Origin of the sequence: Methyloterricola oryzae (assembly GCF_000934725.1) — a bacterium.
Classification (GTDB): Bacteria; Pseudomonadota; Gammaproteobacteria; order Methylococcales; family Methylococcaceae; genus Methyloterricola; species Methyloterricola oryzae.
Window position 1 is genome coordinate 61,779 of record NZ_JYNS01000005.1, and the last position, 18,675, is coordinate 80,453.

The window sequence follows — 18,675 nt, forward strand, 5'->3', positions numbered from 1 at the left end:
GCCATGGGAAAAATCATTGCGGTGGCCAACCAGAAAGGGGGGGTCGGCAAGACCACCACCAGCGTCAACCTCACCGCCTCGCTCGCCACCGCCAAGCGCCGCGTGCTGCTCATCGACCTCGATCCCCAGGGCAACGCCACCATGGGCTGCGGGGTCAACAAGAAGAAGCTGGTCCATTCCTCCTATGAGGTGCTGACCCGCCAGTCCAAGCCGGGCGACGCCATCCTGCCGCTGAAGGAGCTGGGCTTTCATATCCTCCCCGGCAATGCGGACCTGACCGCGGCTCAGGTGGACCTGCTGCATCACGACAACCGCGAGCGCGCCCTGCGCGAGGCGCTGGAGAGTTGCCGCGGCGACTACGATTTCATCTTCGTGGACTGCCCGCCGTCTTTGAACATGCTCACCGTCAACGCCATGGTGGCGGCGGACAGCGTGCTGATCCCCATGCAATGCGAGTACTACGCCCTGGAAGGCCTTTCCGATCTCATGGACACCCTGGAAAACATCCGCCGGACGGTGAATCCCAAGCTGGCCATCGAAGGGCTGCTGCGCACCATGTTCGACCCCCGCAGCCGACTGGCCAAGGAAGTTTCGGATCAGTTGCTGGAGCACTTCGGCGACAAGGTGCTGCGTACCGTCATCCCGCGCAACATCCGCCTGGCGGAAGCGCCCAGCCACGGCCTGCCGGCCCTGATGTACGACAAGTCCTCCCGCGGCGCCGTGGCCTATCTGGCCCTGGCGGGAGAGATCATGCGCCGCAACGAGAAAGCCGCCTGACCCGGAGAGTCACATGACAGCGAAGAAACGAGGCCTGGGGCGCGGACTGGATGCCCTGCTGGGGGCGGTTAGCATCGAGCCGCCCGGCGACAAGGAGCGCGACAAGCTCAAGACGCTGCCGGTGGAGTTCATGCGCAGCAGCCGTTTCCAGCCGCGCAAGGATTTCGACCCCGCGCGCCTGCAGGAACTGGCCGACTCCATCAGCGCCCAGGGCGTGGTCCAGCCCATCGTGGTGCGCGAGGTGGCGGAGAACCGCTACGAGATCATCGCCGGCGAGCGACGCTGGCGCGCCGCCCAGATGGCGGGGCTGCACGATATCCCGGTGGTGATCCGCGAAGTGCCGGACCAGGCGGCCCTGGCCATCGCCCTCATCGAGAACATCCAGCGCCAGGACCTCAACCCCCTGGAGGAGGCCGAGGCGCTCAAGCGCCTACTGGAGGAATTCTCCCTGACCCACCAGCAGGTGGCGGACGCCGTGGGCAAGTCCCGGGCCGCCGTCTCCAATCTGATGCGCCTCAACGAACTGCATCCGGACGCCAAGGCCCTTTTGGTCTCGGGCGAGATCGAGATGGGCCATGCCCGCGCCATTCTGGGCCTGCCCTACGAACGCCAGGGTGCGGTCGCCGCGCAGGTGGCGGCCAAGCGCCTGAACGTGCGCGAGACCGAGGCCCTCGTGCGCAAGCTCCAGGAGGCCGGTCAGGCAACCCGTCCCGGCCGTCAGCAGGACCCCGACATCACCCGCTTCGCCGAACAGATCACCGAGAAGCTGGGGGCCCGCGTGCAGATCCAGCACAGCAGCAAGGGCGCCGGCAAGCTCATCATCAGCTACGACAGCCTGGACCAATTGGAAGGCGTCATCGAACGCCTGGGTTGAAGGTCTGACGGCAACGGACTGTTTCCGGGGCGCCGGCGATCCCTGGCCCGTCCATGGCCTGTTGCGGGACGCAAAGCCCCGTGATGCCATGAATTTAGGGCCTCTGCCGGCGCAGTCCGGCCTGCCTTCTCACCTCCCCGAACCAGCCCGTCAGAACCGCACGTGACCGCCCCGGCGGACATAAATCGTTGATCTCCTGCACAACGGTTGATATGATTCCGACCGATTCAGAGGGGGGACGCCTATGAGCGGGACCGGCCTGTTCGTTGCAGTCAGGCACGTGCTCCTGATTCAGGTGCTAACAATAATTGGGATTTTCGCTGTAGCCTACGGGCTGGCTGGCTTCCAGGAAGCCAAGTCGGCGCTGCTGGGTGGATTGGTGGGGTTCTTGCCCAACGCCTATTTTGCCTTCAAGTTCGGTCGGCGCGATCCGACCAAGACGGCTCAGGCGGTGGTCAAGGCTTTCTATCTGGGCGAAACGGTCAAGCTGACCATCACCGCCCTCCTGTTTGTCATTGTATTCCAACTTCCAGGCATCTTGTTCATGCCGTTATTCATCGGCTTTGTCGCGGTGATAATGGTTTTTTGGTTTGCACTTTTGTTGCGCAATTAGGAGAGAAAAAGAAAGATGGCAACCGAAGCACATGGTTCCGAGGGCGGCGCGACGGGCTACATCGTCCATCACCTGACCACACTCTCAGCGGGTGAGGGCTTTTGGACCTTCCATCTGGACACCCTGTTTTTCTCCGCTTTTCTCGGCCTGACATTCATCCTGGTGTTCAAGACGGCGGCGGAAAAAGCCACCAGCGGCGTACCCGGTCCCCTGCAGAACTTCGCCGAGATGATCGTCGAGTTCGTCGACACCCAGGTCAAGGATAGCTTCCACGGCAAGAGTCCGCTGATCGCGCCCCTGGCGCTGACCATCTTCTGCTGGGTGTTCCTGATGAACACCATGGACCTGCTCCCTGTGGACCTGCTCCCGGACATCGGCAAGGCCGTGGGCCTGGACTACCTGCGCGTGGTGCCCAGCACCGACCTGAACGGCACCTTCGGCATGTCCATCTCGGTGTTCTTCCTGATCATCTTCTACAGCCTGAAAGTGAAGGGCCCGGTGCATTTTGCGATGGAATTCCTGTTCCATCCGTTCAACCACTGGCTGCTGATCCCTTTCAATCTGTTGCTGAACACGGTCGAGTATCTGGCCAAGCCGGTTTCGCTCGGTCTTCGACTTTTCGGAAACATGTATGCAGGCGAGCTGATCTTCATCCTGATCGCCCTGATGCCCTGGTATGTCCAGCCGCTGCTGAGCTTCCCTTGGGCCGTGTTCCACATCCTGATCATCACCCTGCAAGCCTTCATCTTCATGGTGTTGACCATCGTGTATCTGAGCCTCGCTCACGAAGATCACTAAATCCTTGTTATTCAACTCAACCTGTCTGAAATAATCGGAGAAAAAAATGGAAGCAGTAGCATCTGTACAAGGCCTGACCGCTATCGCCGTGGGCATCATCCTGGGTTTGGGCGCCATGGGCACCGCTATCGGTTTCGGTCTTCTGGGCGGCAAGTTCCTGGAAGGCGCCGCGCGCCAGCCGGAGATGGTCCCCATGCTGCAGGTCAAGATGTTCATCGTTGCAGGTCTTCTGGACGCAGTGACCATGATCGGCGTCGGTCTCGCTCTGTTCTTCACCTTTGCCAACCCGTTCCTGTCCGCGGTCAAGGGTTAATCGGAGCGAACTCGTTCCTTGATGTTTCTATTAAGAGGAAAGCGCTGTGAGTATTAACGCCACTCTAATTGGGCAGATGATCACCTTCGCGCTTCTGGTGTGGTTCACCATGAAGTACGTCTGGCCGCCCTTGATGCAAGCCCTCGAAGAGCGCAAGAAGAAGATCGCCGATGGACTGGCTGCCGCCGACAAGGGCAAGCACGAGATGGAGCTGGCCGAGAAGAAGGCCAAGTCCGTGCTGAAGGATGCCAAGGACCAGGCCGCGGAAATCGTCAACCTGGCGCAGAAGCGCGCCAACGAGCTGGCGGACGAGCGCAAGGAAGCCGCCAAGCAGGAAGGCGAGCGCATCATCACGGCTGCCAAGTCCGAAATCGACCGGGAGATCCAGCAGGCGAAGGAACAGCTGCGCAAGGAAGTGGCCACCCTGGCGGTTTCCGCGGCGGAGCAGATCCTGAAGAAAGAAGTCGACCAGGATAAGCACCGGGAAATCATTGACAACCTCGGCAAGCAGTTGGGTCAGGCGTAATGAGTGAAATAGCGACGTTGGCCAGGCCCTACGCGGTAGCGGCCTATAAACGGGCCAAGGAAACCGCGTCCACCGCCCAGTGGTCGGAAACCCTCGCCTTTCTGTCCGCCGTCATGAAGGACGAGCGGATCGCGCAGGCCGCGGACAATCCCAAGGTCAAGAAGGAGCAGTTCACGGCGGCGTTTCTGGATCTGTGCGCGGGGCACCTGAACGGCGAGAGCGAGAACTTCGTCAAGGTTCTGGTCGCCAACGGCCGCCTGGACCTCATTCACAGCATCGCCGAGCAGTTTGAGTACTACCGGGCTGAAGAAGAGGGCTATCTCGATGTGGAGGTCTGTTCGGCTTATCCACTGGAGGACGGGGAGCACGCGAAGCTGGTGACGGTTCTGCAGACGGAACTGGGCAAGCAACCGCGCCTGCACGTCCGGGTCGACGAATCCCTGATCGGCGGCGTGCTGATCAAGGCCGGCGACCGGGTGATCGATGCCTCCGTCCGCGGACAAGTTCAACGATTGGCAACAAGACTCTACAACTAGAGCGAGACAAGAATCATGCAACTAAACCCCTCTGAAATCAGCGAGCTCATCAAGAGCAAAATCGAGAACTTCGATTTGGGCGTCGAGTCCCGCAGCGTCGGCACCATCGTCAGCCTGACCGACGGCATCGTCCGCATCCACGGCCTGAGCGACGTCATGCAGGGCGAAATGCTGGAGTTCCCCGGCAACACCTTCGGCATGGCGCTCAACCTGGAGCGCGACTCGGTTGGCGCCGTGGTGCTGGGCTCCTACGAGCATCTGGCGGAAGGCGATTCCGTCAAGTGCACCGGCCGCATCCTGGAAGTGCCGGTGGGCGAGGCACTGCTCGGCCGCGTGGTGGACGCCCTGGGCAATCCCATCGACGGCAAGGGCGCCATCAATTCCGGCCTGCGCTCCCCCATCGAGAAGATCGCGCCCGGCGTTATCTCGCGCCAGTCGGTGAGCCAGCCGCTGCAGACGGGTCTGAAGGCCATCGATTCCATGATCCCCATCGGCCGCGGCCAGCGCGAGCTGATCATCGGCGACCGCCAGACCGGCAAGACCGCCATCGCCGTCGATACCATCATCAACCAGAAGGGCACCGGCGTTAAGTGCATCTACGTGGCCATCGGACAGAAGCAGTCCTCCATCGCCAACGTGGTGCGCAAGTTGGAAGAGCACGGCGCCATGGACCACACCATCGTGGTGGTGGCTTCCGCCTCCGAGTCCGCTGCGCTGCAGTTCATCGCGCCCTACGCCGGCTGCTCCATGGGCGAGTACTTCCGTGACAACGGCCAGGACGCCCTGATCATCTATGACGATTTGACCAAGCAGGCCTGGGCCTACCGCCAGGTGTCCCTGCTGCTGCGCCGTCCGCCGGGACGCGAAGCCTATCCGGGTGACGTGTTCTACCTGCACTCGCGTTTGCTGGAGCGCGCTTCCCGCATCAATGCCGAGGAAGTGGAGAAGCTGACCAACGGCGCCGTGAAGGGCCAGACCGGCTCCCTGACCGCGCTGCCCATCATCGAGACCCAGGCCGGCGACGTGTCCGCCTTCGTTCCGACCAACGTGATCTCCATCACCGATGGCCAGATCTTCCTGGAAACCAACCTGTTCAACTCCGGCATCCGTCCGGCGGTGAACGCCGGTCTGTCCGTGTCCCGCGTCGGCGGCGCCGCGCAGACCAAGGTGATCAAGAAGCTCGGCGGCGGTATCCGTCTCGACCTGGCGCAGTACCGCGAATTGGCGGCCTTCGCCCAGTTCGCCTCGGATCTGGACGAGAGCACTCGCAAGCAGATCGAGCGCGGTCAGCGCGTGACCGAGCTGATGAAGCAGAACCAGTACTCGCCCATGAGCGTGGCGCAGATGGCCGTGTCCCTCTATGCGGCCAACGAAGGCTATCTGGACGACGTGGAAGCCGCCAAGGTGCGCGATTTCGAGGATGCCCTGCAGAGCTACATGAAGGCCGAGCACGGTGCGTTGCTGGACAAGATCAACGAGAGCGGCGACTACAACGACGAGATCGCGTCCGGCATCGGAGCAGCCATCAAGAAGTTCAAAGCAACGCACGCCTGGTAAGGGTTAAGTCATGGCCGTAGGTAAAGAAATCCGTGTGAAGATTGCGAGTATCAAGAATACTCAGAAGATCACGCGCGCCATGGAAAAGGTGGCGACCAGCAAGATGCGCAAGACGCAATCGCGGATGCAGGCTACTCGGCCCTACTCCCGCAAGATTGCGCAGATCATCAAGCACCTGGCCCACGCCAAGCCGGAATATCAGCACCCGTTCATGATCGAGCGGGAGGTGAAGAAGGTGGGCGTCATCATCGTCTCGTCGGACCGCGGCCTGTGCGGCGGTCTGAACTCGAACCTGTTCCGCATGGCCTTGCGCCAGATGCGGACCTGGTCCAACGAGAAGGTCGAGGTGCAGGTCAGCGCCATCGGCTCCAAGGGCACCGGCTTCTTCAACGGCATCGGCGCCAACGTGGTGGCGCAGGTGGCCAAGCTGGGCGACACCCCGCACCTGGAGCAGATCATCGGCGTCATCAAGGTGATGCTGGACGATTACTACGCGGGCAACATCGACGCGCTGTACGTGATGTACAACGAGTTCGTCAACACCATGACGCAGAAGCCCAAGCTCGACCAGTTGCTCCCGGTCAAGACCGAGGAGATTGCGCCGGAGTTGAGCGGCCACTGGGATTATCTCTACGAGCCGGATGCCAAGGAGGTGCTGGATGACCTGCTGGTGCGCTACATCGAGTCCATCGTGTTCCAGGGCCTGGTGGAGAACAACGCCTGCGAGCAGGCGGCGCGCATGGTGGCCATGAAGAGCGCATCGGACAACGCCGGCAAGCTCATCAACGAGTTGCAGCTGATCTACAACAAGGCGCGCCAGGCGGCCATCACCCAGGAAATTTCCGAGATCGTCGGTGGCGCGGCAGCGGTCTAGCCGATAGTCAAAGCATACCTTTAAAGAGTTAAGAGGACGAAACATGAGTTCGGGCAAAATCGTTCAGATCATCGGCGCCGTTGTCGACGTGGAATTCCCCCGCGAGTCACTGCCGAAAGTGTATGACGCCCTGCGCGTCGAGAGCGCCAACCTGGTGCTGGAAGTCCAGCAGCAGCTGGGTGACGGCGTCGTCAGATGCATCGCCATGGGCAGCAGCGACGGTCTGCAGCGCGGCCTGGACGTCACCAACACCGGTGCCGCCATCTCCGTGCCGGTGGGCAAGGAAACCCTGGGCCGCATCATGAACGTGCTGGGCGATCCCATCGACGAGAAGGGCCCCATCGGCGAGCAGACCCGCTGGGGCATCCACCGCAAGGCGCCCAGCTACGAAGATCAGGCGGCAGCCAACGAGCTGCTGGAAACCGGCATCAAGGTGATCGACCTGGTCTGCCCCTTCGCCAAGGGCGGCAAGGTGGGCCTGTTCGGCGGCGCCGGCGTGGGCAAGACCGTCAACATGATGGAGCTGATCCGCAACATCGCCATCGAGCACAGCGGCTACTCCGTGTTCGCCGGCGTGGGTGAGCGCACCCGCGAAGGGAACGACTTCTACCACGAAATGAAGGACTCCAACGTTCTGGACAAGGTGTCCCTGGTGTACGGCCAGATGAACGAGCCGCCGGGCAACCGCCTGCGCGTGGCGCTGACCGGCCTCACCATGGCGGAGTACTTCCGTGAGGAAGGCCGCGACGTGCTGCTGTTCATCGACAACATTTACCGTTATACCCTGGCCGGCACCGAGGTGTCCGCGCTGCTGGGCCGTATGCCCTCAGCCGTGGGCTACCAGCCGACCCTGGCCGAGGAAATGGGCGTGCTGCAGGAGCGCATCACCTCCACCAAGACCGGTTCCATCACCTCGATCCAGGCCGTGTACGTGCCTGCCGACGACTTGACCGACCCGTCGCCGGCCACCACCTTCGCCCACTTGGACGCCACCGTGGTTTTGTCCCGCCAGATCGCCGAGCTGGGCATCTACCCGGCGGTGGACCCGCTGGATTCCACCAGCCGCCAGCTGGACCCGCTGGTCATCGGCCAGGAGCACTACAACGTCACCCGCGCCGTGCAGGGCACCCTGCAGCGCTACAAGGAACTGCGTGACATCATCGCCATCCTGGGCATGGACGAACTGTCGGAAGAAGACAAGCTGGTGGTGGCCCGTGCCCGCAAGATCCAGCGCTTCCTGTCACAGCCCTTCTTCGTGGCGGAAGTGTTCACGGGCTCGCCGGGCAAGTACGTTTCCCTCAAGGACACCATTGCGGGCTTCAAGGGCATCATCAACGGCGACTACGACGATATTCCCGAGCAGGCCTTCTACATGGTCGGCAGCATCGACGAAGTGCTGGAAAAAGCCAAGAAACTGGCTGCTTAAGCCGCGTTTGGAGAGCCTGATATGGCCATGAAGTTCCATGTGGATATCGTGAGCGCGGAGGAGCAGATCTTCTCCGGGCTCGCGGAATTGGTGGTGGCGCCGGCGGAAGAGGGCGATGTGGGCATCGCGGCCCGTCACGCGCCCCTGCTGACCCGCCTCAAGCCGGGCGAAGTGCGGGTGATGACCGACGACAAGGAGACCCTGCCGTTCTACGTCTCCGGCGGCATCCTGGAGATTCAGCCGCACATCGTTTCGGTGCTGGCCGACCGCGCCGTGCGCGCCAAGGACATCGACGAAGCGGCGGCCCTGGAAGCCAAGCAGCGCGCCGAGGAGGCGCTGAAAGACCAAAAATCGGCCATGGACATGGGCAAGGTGCAGCGGGAGCTGGTGGAAGCCATGGAGCAGCTGCGGACCCTGGAGCGCTGGCGCCAACGTCGCTGATCACAGCGGCCTGCGCTCCCGAAACCCGGCCTGTCATGGACATTCTCCATGGCGGGCCGGGTTTTTTATTTGCTAAGCTTTGCCGAAAGCCGCCGGTCTGCTGGCGGGCTTCAGTAAAACCCACGCAATCGGAATGGACCCAATGACCTTACAGACCCTCATCCTGGCGGCGGGCCAGGGGACGCGCATGCGCTCGCAACTGCCCAAGGTGCTGCACCAGATCGCCGGCCGCCCCTTGCTTGCCCACGTGCACCGGCTCGCCTCAAGTCTCGGCGACAACGCTATCAGCGTGATTTACGGCCACGGCGGCGAGCAGGTGCTTAAAACTCTGGGCGAACTGCCGGCCCGCTGGGTGGAGCAGAAAGAGCGCCTGGGCACCGGCCACGCGGTGATGCAGGTGGCCGACTGGATCCGGGATGACGCCACCGTGCTGATCCTTTATGGCGACGTGCCCCTGCTGCAGCAGAGCACCGTGCAGCGCCTGCTGCACCACGCCGGCGAGGGCAGCCTGGGGCTTTTGACCATCACGCTGGACAATCCCACCGGCTACGGGCGCATCATCCGTAACGGCAATGGCGACGTGGTCAGCATCGTCGAGGAAAAGGACGCGACGCCGGAGCAGCGGACGGTGCGGGAAGTGAATACCGGCATCCTGGCGGTCAGGGGTGGGCACTTGAAGCGCTGGCTGGGCCGGCTGACCAACGACAACGCCCAGAAGGAATACTACCTCACCGACATCATCGCCATGGCGGTGGCCGACGGGATCTACGTCGACACCACCCAGCCCGGCGAGGAAGCGGAAGTACTGGGGGTCAATAACCGGCAGCAGCTGGCGGAGCTGGAACGCTTGTTTCAGGCGCGCCAGGCGTGCAGCCTCATGGAGCAGGGCGTGACCCTGCGCGATCCGGCCCGCTTCGATTTGCGCGGCGATATCGTGCAACTGGGACAGGACATCGAGATCGACGTCAACGTAATCCTGGAAGGGCGGATCGAACTGGGCAGCGGTGTAAAGATCGGCCCCAACGTGTGGATCCGCAATGCCTCCATCGCCCAAGGCGTGGAAATTCTGGCCAACAGCGTGATCGAGGACGCGGTGATCGGCGCCGACAGCCGCATCGGCCCCTTCGCCCGCATCCGCCCGGAGACCCGGCTTTCCGCCCATGTGCACGTGGGCAATTTTGTGGAAATCAAGAAGGCCGAGGTGGGGGAGGGCTCCAAGATCAATCATCTTAGCTATGTGGGCGATGCGCGGGTCGGCTCCGGGGTGAACGTGGGCGCGGGCACCATCACCTGCAATTACGACGGCGCCAACAAGCACCTCACCGTGATCGAGGACGGCGCTTTCATCGGTTCGGATACCCAGTTGGTGGCTCCGGTGACGGTGGGCCGCAATGCCACCATCGGCGCGGGCTCCACCATCACCAAGGACACGCCCGCCGACACCCTGACCCTGAGCCGCGCCAAGCAGATCAACGTGGAAGGCTGGCAGCGGCCGGTCAAAAAGCCCAAGGCCTGATGCGGCTGCCACCGGCCGGTTCCGAGGGGTTTGCGGTCCCGGCCAACCCTATTCAAGTCCCCGAAAAGGAGAGTAATCCATGTGTGGAATCGTAGGCGCAGTCGCCCATCGCACCGTCACCCCTGTCCTCCTGGAAGGCCTGCGCCGCCTGGAATACCGCGGCTATGACTCGGCGGGCATCGCCGCCCTGGACGAATTCGGCCAGCTGCTGCGCGCGCGCCGTCCCGGTAAGATCCGCGAGTTGGAAGCTTACCTGGAGACGGCGCCGGTGAACGGCAAGATCGGCATCGCCCATACCCGCTGGGCCACCCACGGCGTGCCCTCGGAGCGCAATGCCCACCCCCACATGTCCCGCGACACGGTGGCGGTGGTGCACAACGGCATAATCGAGAACCACGACGAAATGCGCCGTACCTTGACGCAGAAGGGCTATCAGTTCACCTCCGACACCGACACCGAGGTGATCGCGCATCAAGTGCACGAGTTCCTGGAGCAGGGCATGGACCTGCTGGCTGCGGTCAAGGCGACGACGGCGCTTTTGCACGGCGCCTACGCCATCGGCGTCATCAGCAGCCAGGAGCCGCGCCGCCTGATCGGGGCGCGCCAGGGCAGCCCGCTGGTGGTGGGCCTGGGCGAAGACGAGAACTTCATTGCTTCCGACGTATTCGCCCTGGTGGGCGAAACCCAGCGCTTCATCTACCTGGAGGACGGCGATCTGGTGGATCTGGCCACCGACAGCCTAGTCGTCTACGACAAATCCGGCACCCGGGTGGAACGCCCGGTCAATGAGACCAAGCTGGTGGCCGATGCGGTGGAGCGCGGCGATTACCGCCACTACATGCAGAAGGAGATCCACGAGCAGCCGACGGCGGTGGAAAAGACCCTGGACGGCCGCGTGCATGCGGGCCATGTGCTGGAGGCAGGCTTCGGGCCCCTCGCCGAGCAGGCCTTCGAGCACGTCAAGTCCGTGCAGATCGTGGCCTGCGGCACCAGCTACCACGCAGGCATGGTGGGCAAGTACTGGATGGAATCCATCGCGGGGCTCCCCTGTAACGTGGAGGTGGCCAGCGAGTTCCGCTACCGCAAGAACGTGGTGACGCCCGGCACCCTGTTCGTCACCATTTCTCAATCGGGCGAAACCGCCGACACCTTGGCGGCCCTGAAGGACGCCAAGACCTTGGGCTACGCCCACACCCTGGCCATTTGCAACGTGCCGGAAAGCTCCATCGTGCGCGAGTCCGACTCCACCCTCATGACCCGTGCAGGCCCCGAGATCGGCGTCGCCTCCACCAAGGCCTTCACCACCCAGCTCACCGCGCTGCTGCTGCTGGTGGTGGCCTTGGGCCGGCGCAATGGCATGACGGTGGAAGTGGAAGCCAAGATCGTGCGCCAGTTGGAGGGCCTGCCCGCGCAGATCCGCCATGTGCTGCAACTGGAAGGGGATATCGAGCGCTGGGCCGAGCGTTTCGGCGACAAGCAGCATTCCTTGTACCTGGGCCGCGGCGCGCAGTACCCGGTGGCCATGGAAGGCGCGCTCAAGCTCAAGGAGATTTCATACATCCATGCCGAGGCGTACCCCGCTGGCGAGCTCAAGCACGGTCCCCTGGCCCTGATCGACGAGGAAATGCCGGTGGTGGCGGTGGCGCCCAACAACGAACTGCTGGAGAAACTCAAGTCCAACCTGCAGGAAGTGCAGGCGCGCGGCGGCCAGCTTTACGTTTTCGCCGACGTGGATGCGCCCATGGAGAGCGTGCCCAATGTCAACATCCTGCGCGTCGCCGAAGTGGACGAAGTGGTTGCCCCTATCGTCTACACCATTCCGCTGCAACTGCTGGCCTACCACGTCGCCCTGATCAAGGGCACTGACGTGGATCAGCCGCGCAACCTGGCGAAGTCGGTGACGGTGGAATAGCTCGAACAGGGTGTGCCAACGCGGGAGGCGCGCCGGGGTCCGACTCGATCGTTCGAGCGGCCCCGCCGTCACGTTCCGGCGACTGCACCCAAGTCCAGGCGCTTCGTCCCTACTTCTTCATCATCCCCGCCTTCAGGGCATTGAACAGCGCACTGCCGGCGTCCACGTCGGAACTGCTCACCAGGACCGCGATGACCAGTTTGTCGCCGAAGGGAATGCACTCGGCGACGCCCACGGTCTTCTCGCTCCAGGCGCGGACGGAATCGGCCGAACTGGTGATTTGTCCGGCCTGCTGGGCGGTCATGAGGCTGACCGCCTGTTTGACGCACTGGCCTTGATCAGGGGTCGGCGCTTCGAAATGGTCCCACCATAGATTGGGCGCGGCCCAGGCGCACGGGCTGGCGCCGATCATCAAGATGCTGACCAGGAAGAGTTGGCGGATTGTGATTGATCTGAACATCGGTTGATCCTCCCTCATGGATTAGTTTTCACAACGAGGCTTGCGCGGAGCGTGACCACGCTTGCGGCCGGGCTCGGGTGTCTAGCCGGTGAAGGAGTTCCCTCGAATCCGGCACCGGATGAGCGTCAAAGGACGAGCCCTAGGATCGAATTTCTGGCTGCGGGTCGCAGCCGTACATCCACGTAGTGGGGCGTGGACGAGTTGCCCATCGCGCCGTGGGCGCGCGCTGGGGAGCTAGGCGGGAGCTTGCGCAGCGTCGCCGGACGCGCCAAGGTCGGGCCGGCTGCCCGGCAGGGCAATGACCCGGGAAGCCAGCCACAGGCCATCGCGCAGACATTCCGTGACTGGAAACCCGCCGGCAAGGCCATGCAGGAAGCCGGCGGCGAACGCGTCGCCGCCACCTGTGCGGTCGATGACCTCCACCGGAAAAGCCGGGTGGAACTCTGCGCCATCCGCGCCCAGCACCCAGGCCCCTTCGGCACCGCAGGTCACTGCCAGATGCGTGCCGGCTGCGAGAAGTCCGCGCGTTGCTTCGGGATCGTCCGATCCGGTCCAGCGCTTGAGGCTGCTGTGATTCATGAAGAGCCAGTCCAGACAGGCTGACAGTTCGGCAGAGGGCGCGTCATCCAGGTCGGCGGAGACCGTCGCGCCGCGCGACTTGGCCAATCGCGCCAGGGGCAGGACTCGATCCAGCAGGGAAGTCGCCACATGCAGGTGCAGGCCGGGCGCGAAGACATTCATCGGAACCGCGCGTGGATCGAAGCGGAGATTGGCGCCGCCGGAGCTGACCATGCGCTTGCTGCGGGGATTGACGAAAATCGCCGCCATGCCTGACAGGATTTCCGGTGCACGCTGAACCCATTCCGTGCCAACGCCGGCATCGGCCAGCGCCTGGATTGCCAGATCGCCGAAGGGGTCGGCGCCGACACAGCCGAGCATGTCCACGCGGTGGCCAAACCACGCCAGCCAGTGTGCCGTGTTGGCCGCACCGCCGCCGAAACTCAAATAGGCCTCCGGACAGCGGAGCTTCTCGTGCTCGGCCGGCATCCGCTCCACGGGGAAGGTGATGTCCACGTTGAGGCTGCCCAGACAGAGGAATCGACGGATCATCGTTGACTCAGGCTCGAATGGCGGTCGGACCACGTGTGGCGCCAGTGGCTGCGCGTGCTCGCGGGCACGAGAGGCGAGCAAACCGTGGAATGGTATTCCGGCCTTTCGAATATCGAAAGACGTGGCCTCGACTTACACGCACAGCTGGACGAGAAAATGCCAGTGGCTCATCAATTGATTGAAGCGCTGCAGATCGCGCGCCGCGGGGACTTTTTAGCCCGGCCCTTAGTGGCCGGGTTAATGCGGGGCACGGATGCCCCGTCGGCCCGAAATACCATGAGGGTATTTTGGGCCTAATCAATAACAGATTCACCAAGCTAGAATGGGGCTCCCACGTTAAGGAGTCTCCATGGCAACGAGAACCAGGCAAACCTTTCAACTCGCCATCCCATTCTGGTTTCACTCGCCTGACCGCCGGTCGGCATGGCTGCTGTTGCTGGTGCTGGTGGTACTGATATCGGCCGTAACAGGACTGGTCGCCTGGGAGACCCAACTCCAAAAGGGCTTTTACGACGCCCTCCAGGACCATAACGCGCCTGCCTTCTGGCATAGCATGGGCATGCTGTTTTTCTCCATCGTGCTGATCGTCGCAGTCATGGTATTGCGCAGCTATCTGGAGCAGGCCTTGCAGATCAAATGGCGCAAGCACCTCACCGACGACCTGGTGGGCCGCTGGCTGCGTGGCCAGACCTTCTATCGCATCGAGCGCGACAATCTGGTGGATAACCCCGATCAGCGCGTGACCCAGGACATTACTGAGTACGGGCGCTTGATGATCAGCTTGTCCCTGGACTTCCTGACCAATCTGGGAACCTTGGGCTCCATGGGCTGGATTCTCTGGCAAAGCGCCGGCTCCGTGAGCTTCTTGCTGGACGGGAGCGCCTTCACCATCCCCGGCTATATGTTCTGGGTCGCCCTCGTCTGGGGTATCCTGCAGACGGGGGTGACCCACCTGGCGGGCCACAAGCTGTCCGGCGTGACCGTGGAGCAGCACAAGGTGGAGGCCGATTTCCGCTTCGCCCTGGCGAAGGTGCGCGATGCATCGGAACAAATTGCGCTTTATCGCGGCGAATCCGTGGAGCAGCAGCGGCTGTGGCGCTTGTTCGACGAAATACGGCGCAACTGGTTCGATCTCATGCGCTTCCATGTGTTTCTGAACATGGCCAGCGGCGGTTTCAGCATCATCTCGGTGCTGGTGCCCGTCCTGGCCCTGGCGCCCAAGGTCCTGTCGGGGGAAACCTCCATCGGCACCCTGAGTCAGGATATTGCCGCGTTCTCCGCGACGGCCGGGGCCATCGCCTGGTTCGCACGCTCCTATAGCGAACTGTTCAATCTGTCGGCGGTGGTGCAACGACTCACGGGCATGAACGCAGCCATCGACACGCCATTGCCTTTGGGCATCCGTGCGGAACTGGAGGCAGGGATCAGCGCCGTCCAGGGCGAGGACGTGGCGCTCAGCCTTCCGGACGGAAAGGCCCTCGCGGCAGTGGGCGACTTGAATTTTGCACCGGGCGAGCGCTGGCTGATCCGTGGCCCCTCGGGTTGCGGCAAGAGCACGCTCCTGCGCGCCATCGCGGGCTTGTGGCCTTTCGGTCGGGGAAAAATCAGCATCCCGAAGCGGGCCAGGCTCATGTTCATGCCACAGAAGAACTACCTTCCCGATGGTCCCCTGAAGGAAGCACTGACCTACCCGGCCCCTGCGGATGCCGTGGACGACGCTACCTGCGCCCGAGTGCTGGACTCCTGCAAACTGCCCCATTTGAAAGACAAGCTGCAGGAATCGGCGCGCTGGGCACAGCGGCTTTCGCCGGGTGAGCAGCAGCGCCTGGCCTTCGCGCGCGCCCTGCTATACAAACCGGACATCCTGTTCATGGACGAATCAAGCAGCGCCTTGGACAACGCCACCGAGGCCCATCTGTACCAACTCGTCATGGATAGCTTGCCGCGCTGCACCGTGGTCAGCGTGGCACATCGCACCACGCTGGAAGCCTACCACGACCGGCAGCTGACTTTGGGCGGCGACCTGGCCATCGTTTCCTGAGTCTTTATGCGATGGCTTCGGCCTGATTCAAGGGCCGGCTCTGGCTTGTTCAGCCGGGCTGTGGGTTGCTGGCCAATGCGGCCGACAACCATTGGCCGATGTCGTCGATTTCCTGCCCGCACACGGCGTGGGGCATGGGATAGGCGTGCCAGGACGGCTGGTAGCCTTTTTCCACCAGAAGGTCGCGGCTGCGCTCGCCCAGGGCGTAGGGCACCATGGTGTCCTGGGTGCCGTGGGCGATGAACAGGGGAAGTGCGTCCTGCGCATCCGGCAGATGCTGGGGCAGGGCCACGTAGGAAGAGAGCACCAGCGCGCCGCCGACGGCAGGGCGGCGTTTGGTCGCCAGGCCCAGGGCGATGACACCGCCCTGGGAAAAGCCCGCCAGGATGATACGCCCGCTCGGCACGCCTTTGGCGATTTCCGCTTCCAGCAGTTCTTCCACCTGCCGTTCCGACTCCAATATGCCTTTCTCGTCCACGGTGCCGTCCAGCGCCGGGGATGCGATGTCATACCAGGCGCGCATTACGAAACCGCCATTGATGGTGATCGGCCGGTGGGGCGCATGGGGAAACACGAAGCGCACGCCGTGGTCCGGCGGCAGGTCGAGTTCATGGACGATGGGCTCGAAATCGTGGCCGTCCGCGCCCAGGCCATGCAGCCAGATGACCACGGCCGTGACCGGCCCCTTGGGATTGATTTCAACGGTGGGAAGCATGTCGATGGGGATGCCTGTAGTGGGGAGGCTCCATCTTATCAATCGTCCTCTCGGTTTCAAAAAAGTGCGTTGGCATCAAAGGCGGGTGCCGTCCGCCGCTATAGGGAAAAACACTCGCGGAGTCCCGGCCATGAAAATCGAAAATGCCAAGCTGAACCTGGCGGCCCAGCATATCGCGCAAACCCGTATCACGGAGCAATCCAGCCTCAAGACCTGGGTGGGCGAAAGGCGCCCTGATTTCGAAGGCCGGTCTGCGCGCCAGGGCATGCGGCAGGATCTGTTGACCCTATCGCCTCAAGTACGTGACGCCGCGCCGACGCGCCAGTGTGCAAAGCTCGACGATGGCTGCGAGATGGACACGGTGGATTCCCTCAAGGCCACCATCGTCAAGATGATGGTGAAGGCCTTGACCGGTCGGGACTTCGAGATCTTCGATCCGTCGGAACTGGCCAAAGCCATGAGCGGCGGCGAGGTGCCGGTGCCGGAGGACGTTCCGCAAAGCCAGCCCGCTCCCAGTGCTGGCTGGGGTCTTGAATATGATTATTCCGCCAGCCACTACGAGTACGAGTCCCTGTCGTTTTCGGCCGAGGGCGTCATCAACACCGACGATGGCCAGGCCATCAATTTCTCGGTGTCATTGAACATGACCCGCGAGTTCTACTCCGAACAACGGGTGCAGGTGCGGGCAGGCGACGCCAAGGCGATCGATCCACTGGTTCTGAATTTTGGCGGAAAAGCCGCGGAATTGACCGAGACCCGCTTCAACTTCGATCTGGATACCGACGGACGCCTGGACCAGATCGCCTGGCTCGGTCCCCAGAGCGCTTTTCTGGCCCTGGACCGCAATGGCGATGGCGCGGTCAACGACGGCAGCGAGCTGTTTGGCCCACGGACCGGCAATGGTTTCGCCGAACTGGCCGCGTGGGACGAGGACGGTAACCAATTCATCGACGCCGGTGACAGCATCTATGACCGGCTGCGCCTGTGGATGCGTGGCGAGGACGGCAGTCAGCAACTGCTGGCGCTCGGCCAGAAAGGGGTGGGCGCCATCTATGTGGGCCACCTGGCAGCGCCTTTCGCCGTGAAGGATGCGCAGAACGCGCTGTTGGCGAATGCGGTTTCCGCGGGCTTTTTTCTGTCCGAATCGGGAGAGGCTGGAACCGTCCAGCAGTTGGACTTCACTGCTTGATGAGCGCTTGTATTCGAGGAGTCGGCGCGTGCGTTGCGCTTGCACATCGCGATTGCTCCCCCGAAATCATCAACTTTGATCATTCAGGCGCTTTACCGAAGCGCCCGAAATCCGACAATTCCATGAGATCACAGAGGTCGGCGCCGGCCAGGCCGAAGGCATAGCCCAAAACGCCGCTGCCGATGATGATCTTGTCGAAATCCCGAAGCGATTCATCCGCCAGCACCTGAATCGCTTCGGGGAGCGCCAGCGGCGGCACCGCGCCGATGACGCTTCCCGTCTGCTCTGCCACTTCCGGAGGTTCCGCCAGGGTCAAGCGCCGCTCGTTCAGGTGCTTGCGCAGCACGCCCCAGTCCGCCTTGTTCAAGCCGGCGATGGCCAGCAGCACATAGCGCCGGGCATCGGTGCGAAACAGGATGCTGCGCACCACGGAACCGGGCCGATAACCGTGTTCGTCCAAAATTTCCTCCAGCGCCCGGATCGGCTTCTTGTCCGGGGACAGGGGAATCACGATCTGTTCAAAGGAAATACCGCGGCTTTGCAACAGTTCGGCGACGGGTGATTGGACGGTTTCGCTCATGTCGTCTCTCCTGGGTCGGTCAGCACAAGGTCAAGCCGGTCTGCGACAGGGTGAATACTCGGTTTACCGGGGCCTAAGGTCCAGCGCGCCGGCGTCGGCGTATAGTATCGGCAGCGCAACAATCCAGGTTCAACCCTACACCGCTCGCCATGCAGACAGCCAGACACAGAATCATCTTATCAAGCGGACGGGAGATACATTGTCTCGGTCCGAATATCGGCATCAGCCTGGTCGCCTCGGGTGGCGGCTGGCGCATCACCACCGGGTATGACGACGTGATTCACACCCAGGCCGACGGCTCCTGGCACGACGACGCGCTGTCCCACGCCGAAGCCAGGGAAATCGCGGAGCACATGATCCGGGTCTGGACCGAATACCGGGAGGGTCTTCCCGGTAGCGACTCCATTTGAAGCGCCG

The 18,675-nt window shown here is 62.8% G+C and carries 20 protein-coding genes; 16 read left to right on the plus strand and 4 right to left on the minus strand.

What is annotated here, in order from left to right:
- Positions 1-3 precede the first annotated feature (3 nt).
- From EK23_RS08785 to glmS, 13 genes are all read left to right on the plus strand, one after another.
- Positions 4-777 (plus strand): ParA family protein, encoded by a 774-nt coding sequence (locus EK23_RS08785; protein ID WP_045224989.1) that lies wholly within the window; start codon positions 4-6, stop codon positions 775-777.
- A gap of 13 nt (positions 778-790) precedes the next feature.
- Positions 791-1,651, plus strand: coding sequence for a ParB/RepB/Spo0J family partition protein (locus EK23_RS08790; RefSeq protein WP_045224990.1), 861 nt, complete (start codon positions 791-793; stop codon positions 1,649-1,651).
- A gap of 280 nt (positions 1,652-1,931) precedes the next feature.
- Positions 1,932-2,264: an ATP synthase subunit I gene (locus EK23_RS08795; RefSeq protein ID WP_235281969.1), complete on the plus strand. Its 333-nt coding sequence runs from the start codon at positions 1,932-1,934 to the stop codon at positions 2,262-2,264.
- 15 nt (positions 2,265-2,279) lie between these two features.
- Positions 2,280-3,062: a F0F1 ATP synthase subunit A gene (gene atpB, locus EK23_RS08800; protein WP_045224992.1), complete on the plus strand. Its 783-nt coding sequence runs from the start codon at positions 2,280-2,282 to the stop codon at positions 3,060-3,062.
- Positions 3,063-3,108: 46 nt separating this feature from the next.
- Positions 3,109-3,375 (plus strand): F0F1 ATP synthase subunit C, encoded by a 267-nt coding sequence (gene atpE, locus EK23_RS08805; RefSeq protein ID WP_045224993.1) that lies wholly within the window; start codon positions 3,109-3,111, stop codon positions 3,373-3,375.
- Positions 3,376-3,421: 46 nt separating this feature from the next.
- Positions 3,422-3,901 carry a F0F1 ATP synthase subunit B gene (locus EK23_RS08810; RefSeq protein WP_045224994.1) on the plus strand — a complete coding sequence of 160 codons (480 nt, stop codon included), beginning with the start codon at positions 3,422-3,424 and terminating at the stop codon, positions 3,899-3,901.
- Positions 3,901-4,437, plus strand: coding sequence for a F0F1 ATP synthase subunit delta (locus EK23_RS08815; RefSeq protein ID WP_045224995.1), 537 nt, complete (start codon positions 3,901-3,903; stop codon positions 4,435-4,437). The genes EK23_RS08810 and EK23_RS08815 overlap by 1 nt, the downstream gene beginning before the upstream one ends.
- 15 nt (positions 4,438-4,452) lie before the next feature.
- The gene (gene atpA / locus EK23_RS08820; RefSeq protein ID WP_045224996.1) at positions 4,453-5,994 is read left to right on the plus strand and encodes a F0F1 ATP synthase subunit alpha; all 1,542 of its coding nucleotides are present in this window, start codon (positions 4,453-4,455) and stop codon (positions 5,992-5,994) included.
- Between the two features lie 10 nt (positions 5,995-6,004).
- Positions 6,005-6,868, plus strand: coding sequence for a F0F1 ATP synthase subunit gamma (gene atpG / locus EK23_RS08825; RefSeq protein WP_045224997.1), 864 nt, complete (start codon positions 6,005-6,007; stop codon positions 6,866-6,868).
- Between the two features lie 43 nt (positions 6,869-6,911).
- The gene (atpD, locus tag EK23_RS08830; RefSeq protein WP_045224998.1) at positions 6,912-8,294 is read left to right on the plus strand and encodes a F0F1 ATP synthase subunit beta; all 1,383 of its coding nucleotides are present in this window, start codon (positions 6,912-6,914) and stop codon (positions 8,292-8,294) included.
- 21 nt (positions 8,295-8,315) lie between these two features.
- Positions 8,316-8,735, plus strand: coding sequence for a F0F1 ATP synthase subunit epsilon (locus EK23_RS08835; RefSeq protein WP_045224999.1), 420 nt, complete (start codon positions 8,316-8,318; stop codon positions 8,733-8,735).
- Between the two features lie 142 nt (positions 8,736-8,877).
- The gene (gene glmU, locus EK23_RS08840; protein WP_045225000.1) at positions 8,878-10,251 is read left to right on the plus strand and encodes a bifunctional UDP-N-acetylglucosamine diphosphorylase/glucosamine-1-phosphate N-acetyltransferase GlmU; all 1,374 of its coding nucleotides are present in this window, start codon (positions 8,878-8,880) and stop codon (positions 10,249-10,251) included.
- Positions 10,252-10,330: 79 nt separating this feature from the next.
- Complete coding sequence (gene glmS / locus EK23_RS08845) at positions 10,331-12,163, plus strand: glutamine--fructose-6-phosphate transaminase (isomerizing) (protein WP_045225001.1); 1,833 nt, start codon at positions 10,331-10,333, stop codon at positions 12,161-12,163.
- Between the two features lie 109 nt (positions 12,164-12,272).
- Here glmS and EK23_RS08850 read toward each other — a convergent pair whose 3' ends face one another.
- Positions 12,273-12,623, minus strand: a complete 351-nt coding sequence (locus EK23_RS08850; RefSeq protein ID WP_045225002.1) for a hypothetical protein — start codon at positions 12,621-12,623, stop codon at positions 12,273-12,275.
- A 234-nt stretch (positions 12,624-12,857) separates the two neighbouring features.
- Positions 12,858-13,733 carry a carbohydrate kinase family protein gene (locus EK23_RS08855; RefSeq protein ID WP_045225003.1) on the minus strand — a complete coding sequence of 292 codons (876 nt, stop codon included), beginning with the start codon at positions 13,731-13,733 and terminating at the stop codon, positions 12,858-12,860.
- Positions 13,734-14,082: 349 nt separating this feature from the next.
- On the opposite strand from EK23_RS08855, the gene EK23_RS08865 reads away from it, so the two are divergent.
- Positions 14,083-15,774 carry an ABC transporter ATP-binding protein/permease gene (locus tag EK23_RS08865; RefSeq protein WP_045225005.1) on the plus strand — a complete coding sequence of 564 codons (1,692 nt, stop codon included), beginning with the start codon at positions 14,083-14,085 and terminating at the stop codon, positions 15,772-15,774.
- A 49-nt stretch (positions 15,775-15,823) separates the two neighbouring features.
- On the opposite strand, the gene EK23_RS08870 is transcribed toward EK23_RS08865, so the two are convergent.
- A complete protein-coding gene (locus EK23_RS08870; protein WP_045225006.1) occupies positions 15,824-16,489 on the minus strand; it encodes an alpha/beta hydrolase in 666 nt (221 codons plus the stop codon).
- Positions 16,490-16,619: 130 nt separating this feature from the next.
- On the opposite strand from EK23_RS08870, the gene EK23_RS08875 reads away from it, so the two are divergent.
- Positions 16,620-17,678 carry an SPM autocatalytic domain-containing protein gene (locus EK23_RS08875; protein WP_045225007.1) on the plus strand — a complete coding sequence of 353 codons (1,059 nt, stop codon included), beginning with the start codon at positions 16,620-16,622 and terminating at the stop codon, positions 17,676-17,678.
- Positions 17,679-17,757: 79 nt separating this feature from the next.
- Here EK23_RS08875 and EK23_RS08880 read toward each other — a convergent pair whose 3' ends face one another.
- Positions 17,758-18,258, minus strand: coding sequence for an aminoacyl-tRNA deacylase (locus tag EK23_RS08880; protein ID WP_045225008.1), 501 nt, complete (start codon positions 18,256-18,258; stop codon positions 17,758-17,760).
- 149 nt (positions 18,259-18,407) lie between these two features.
- Between EK23_RS08880 and EK23_RS08885 the strand changes: the two genes are divergently transcribed.
- Entirely contained in the window at positions 18,408-18,668 is a 261-nt protein-coding gene (locus EK23_RS08885; RefSeq protein ID WP_045225009.1) for a hypothetical protein, read from the plus strand.
- Positions 18,669-18,675: the final 7 nt, after the last annotated feature.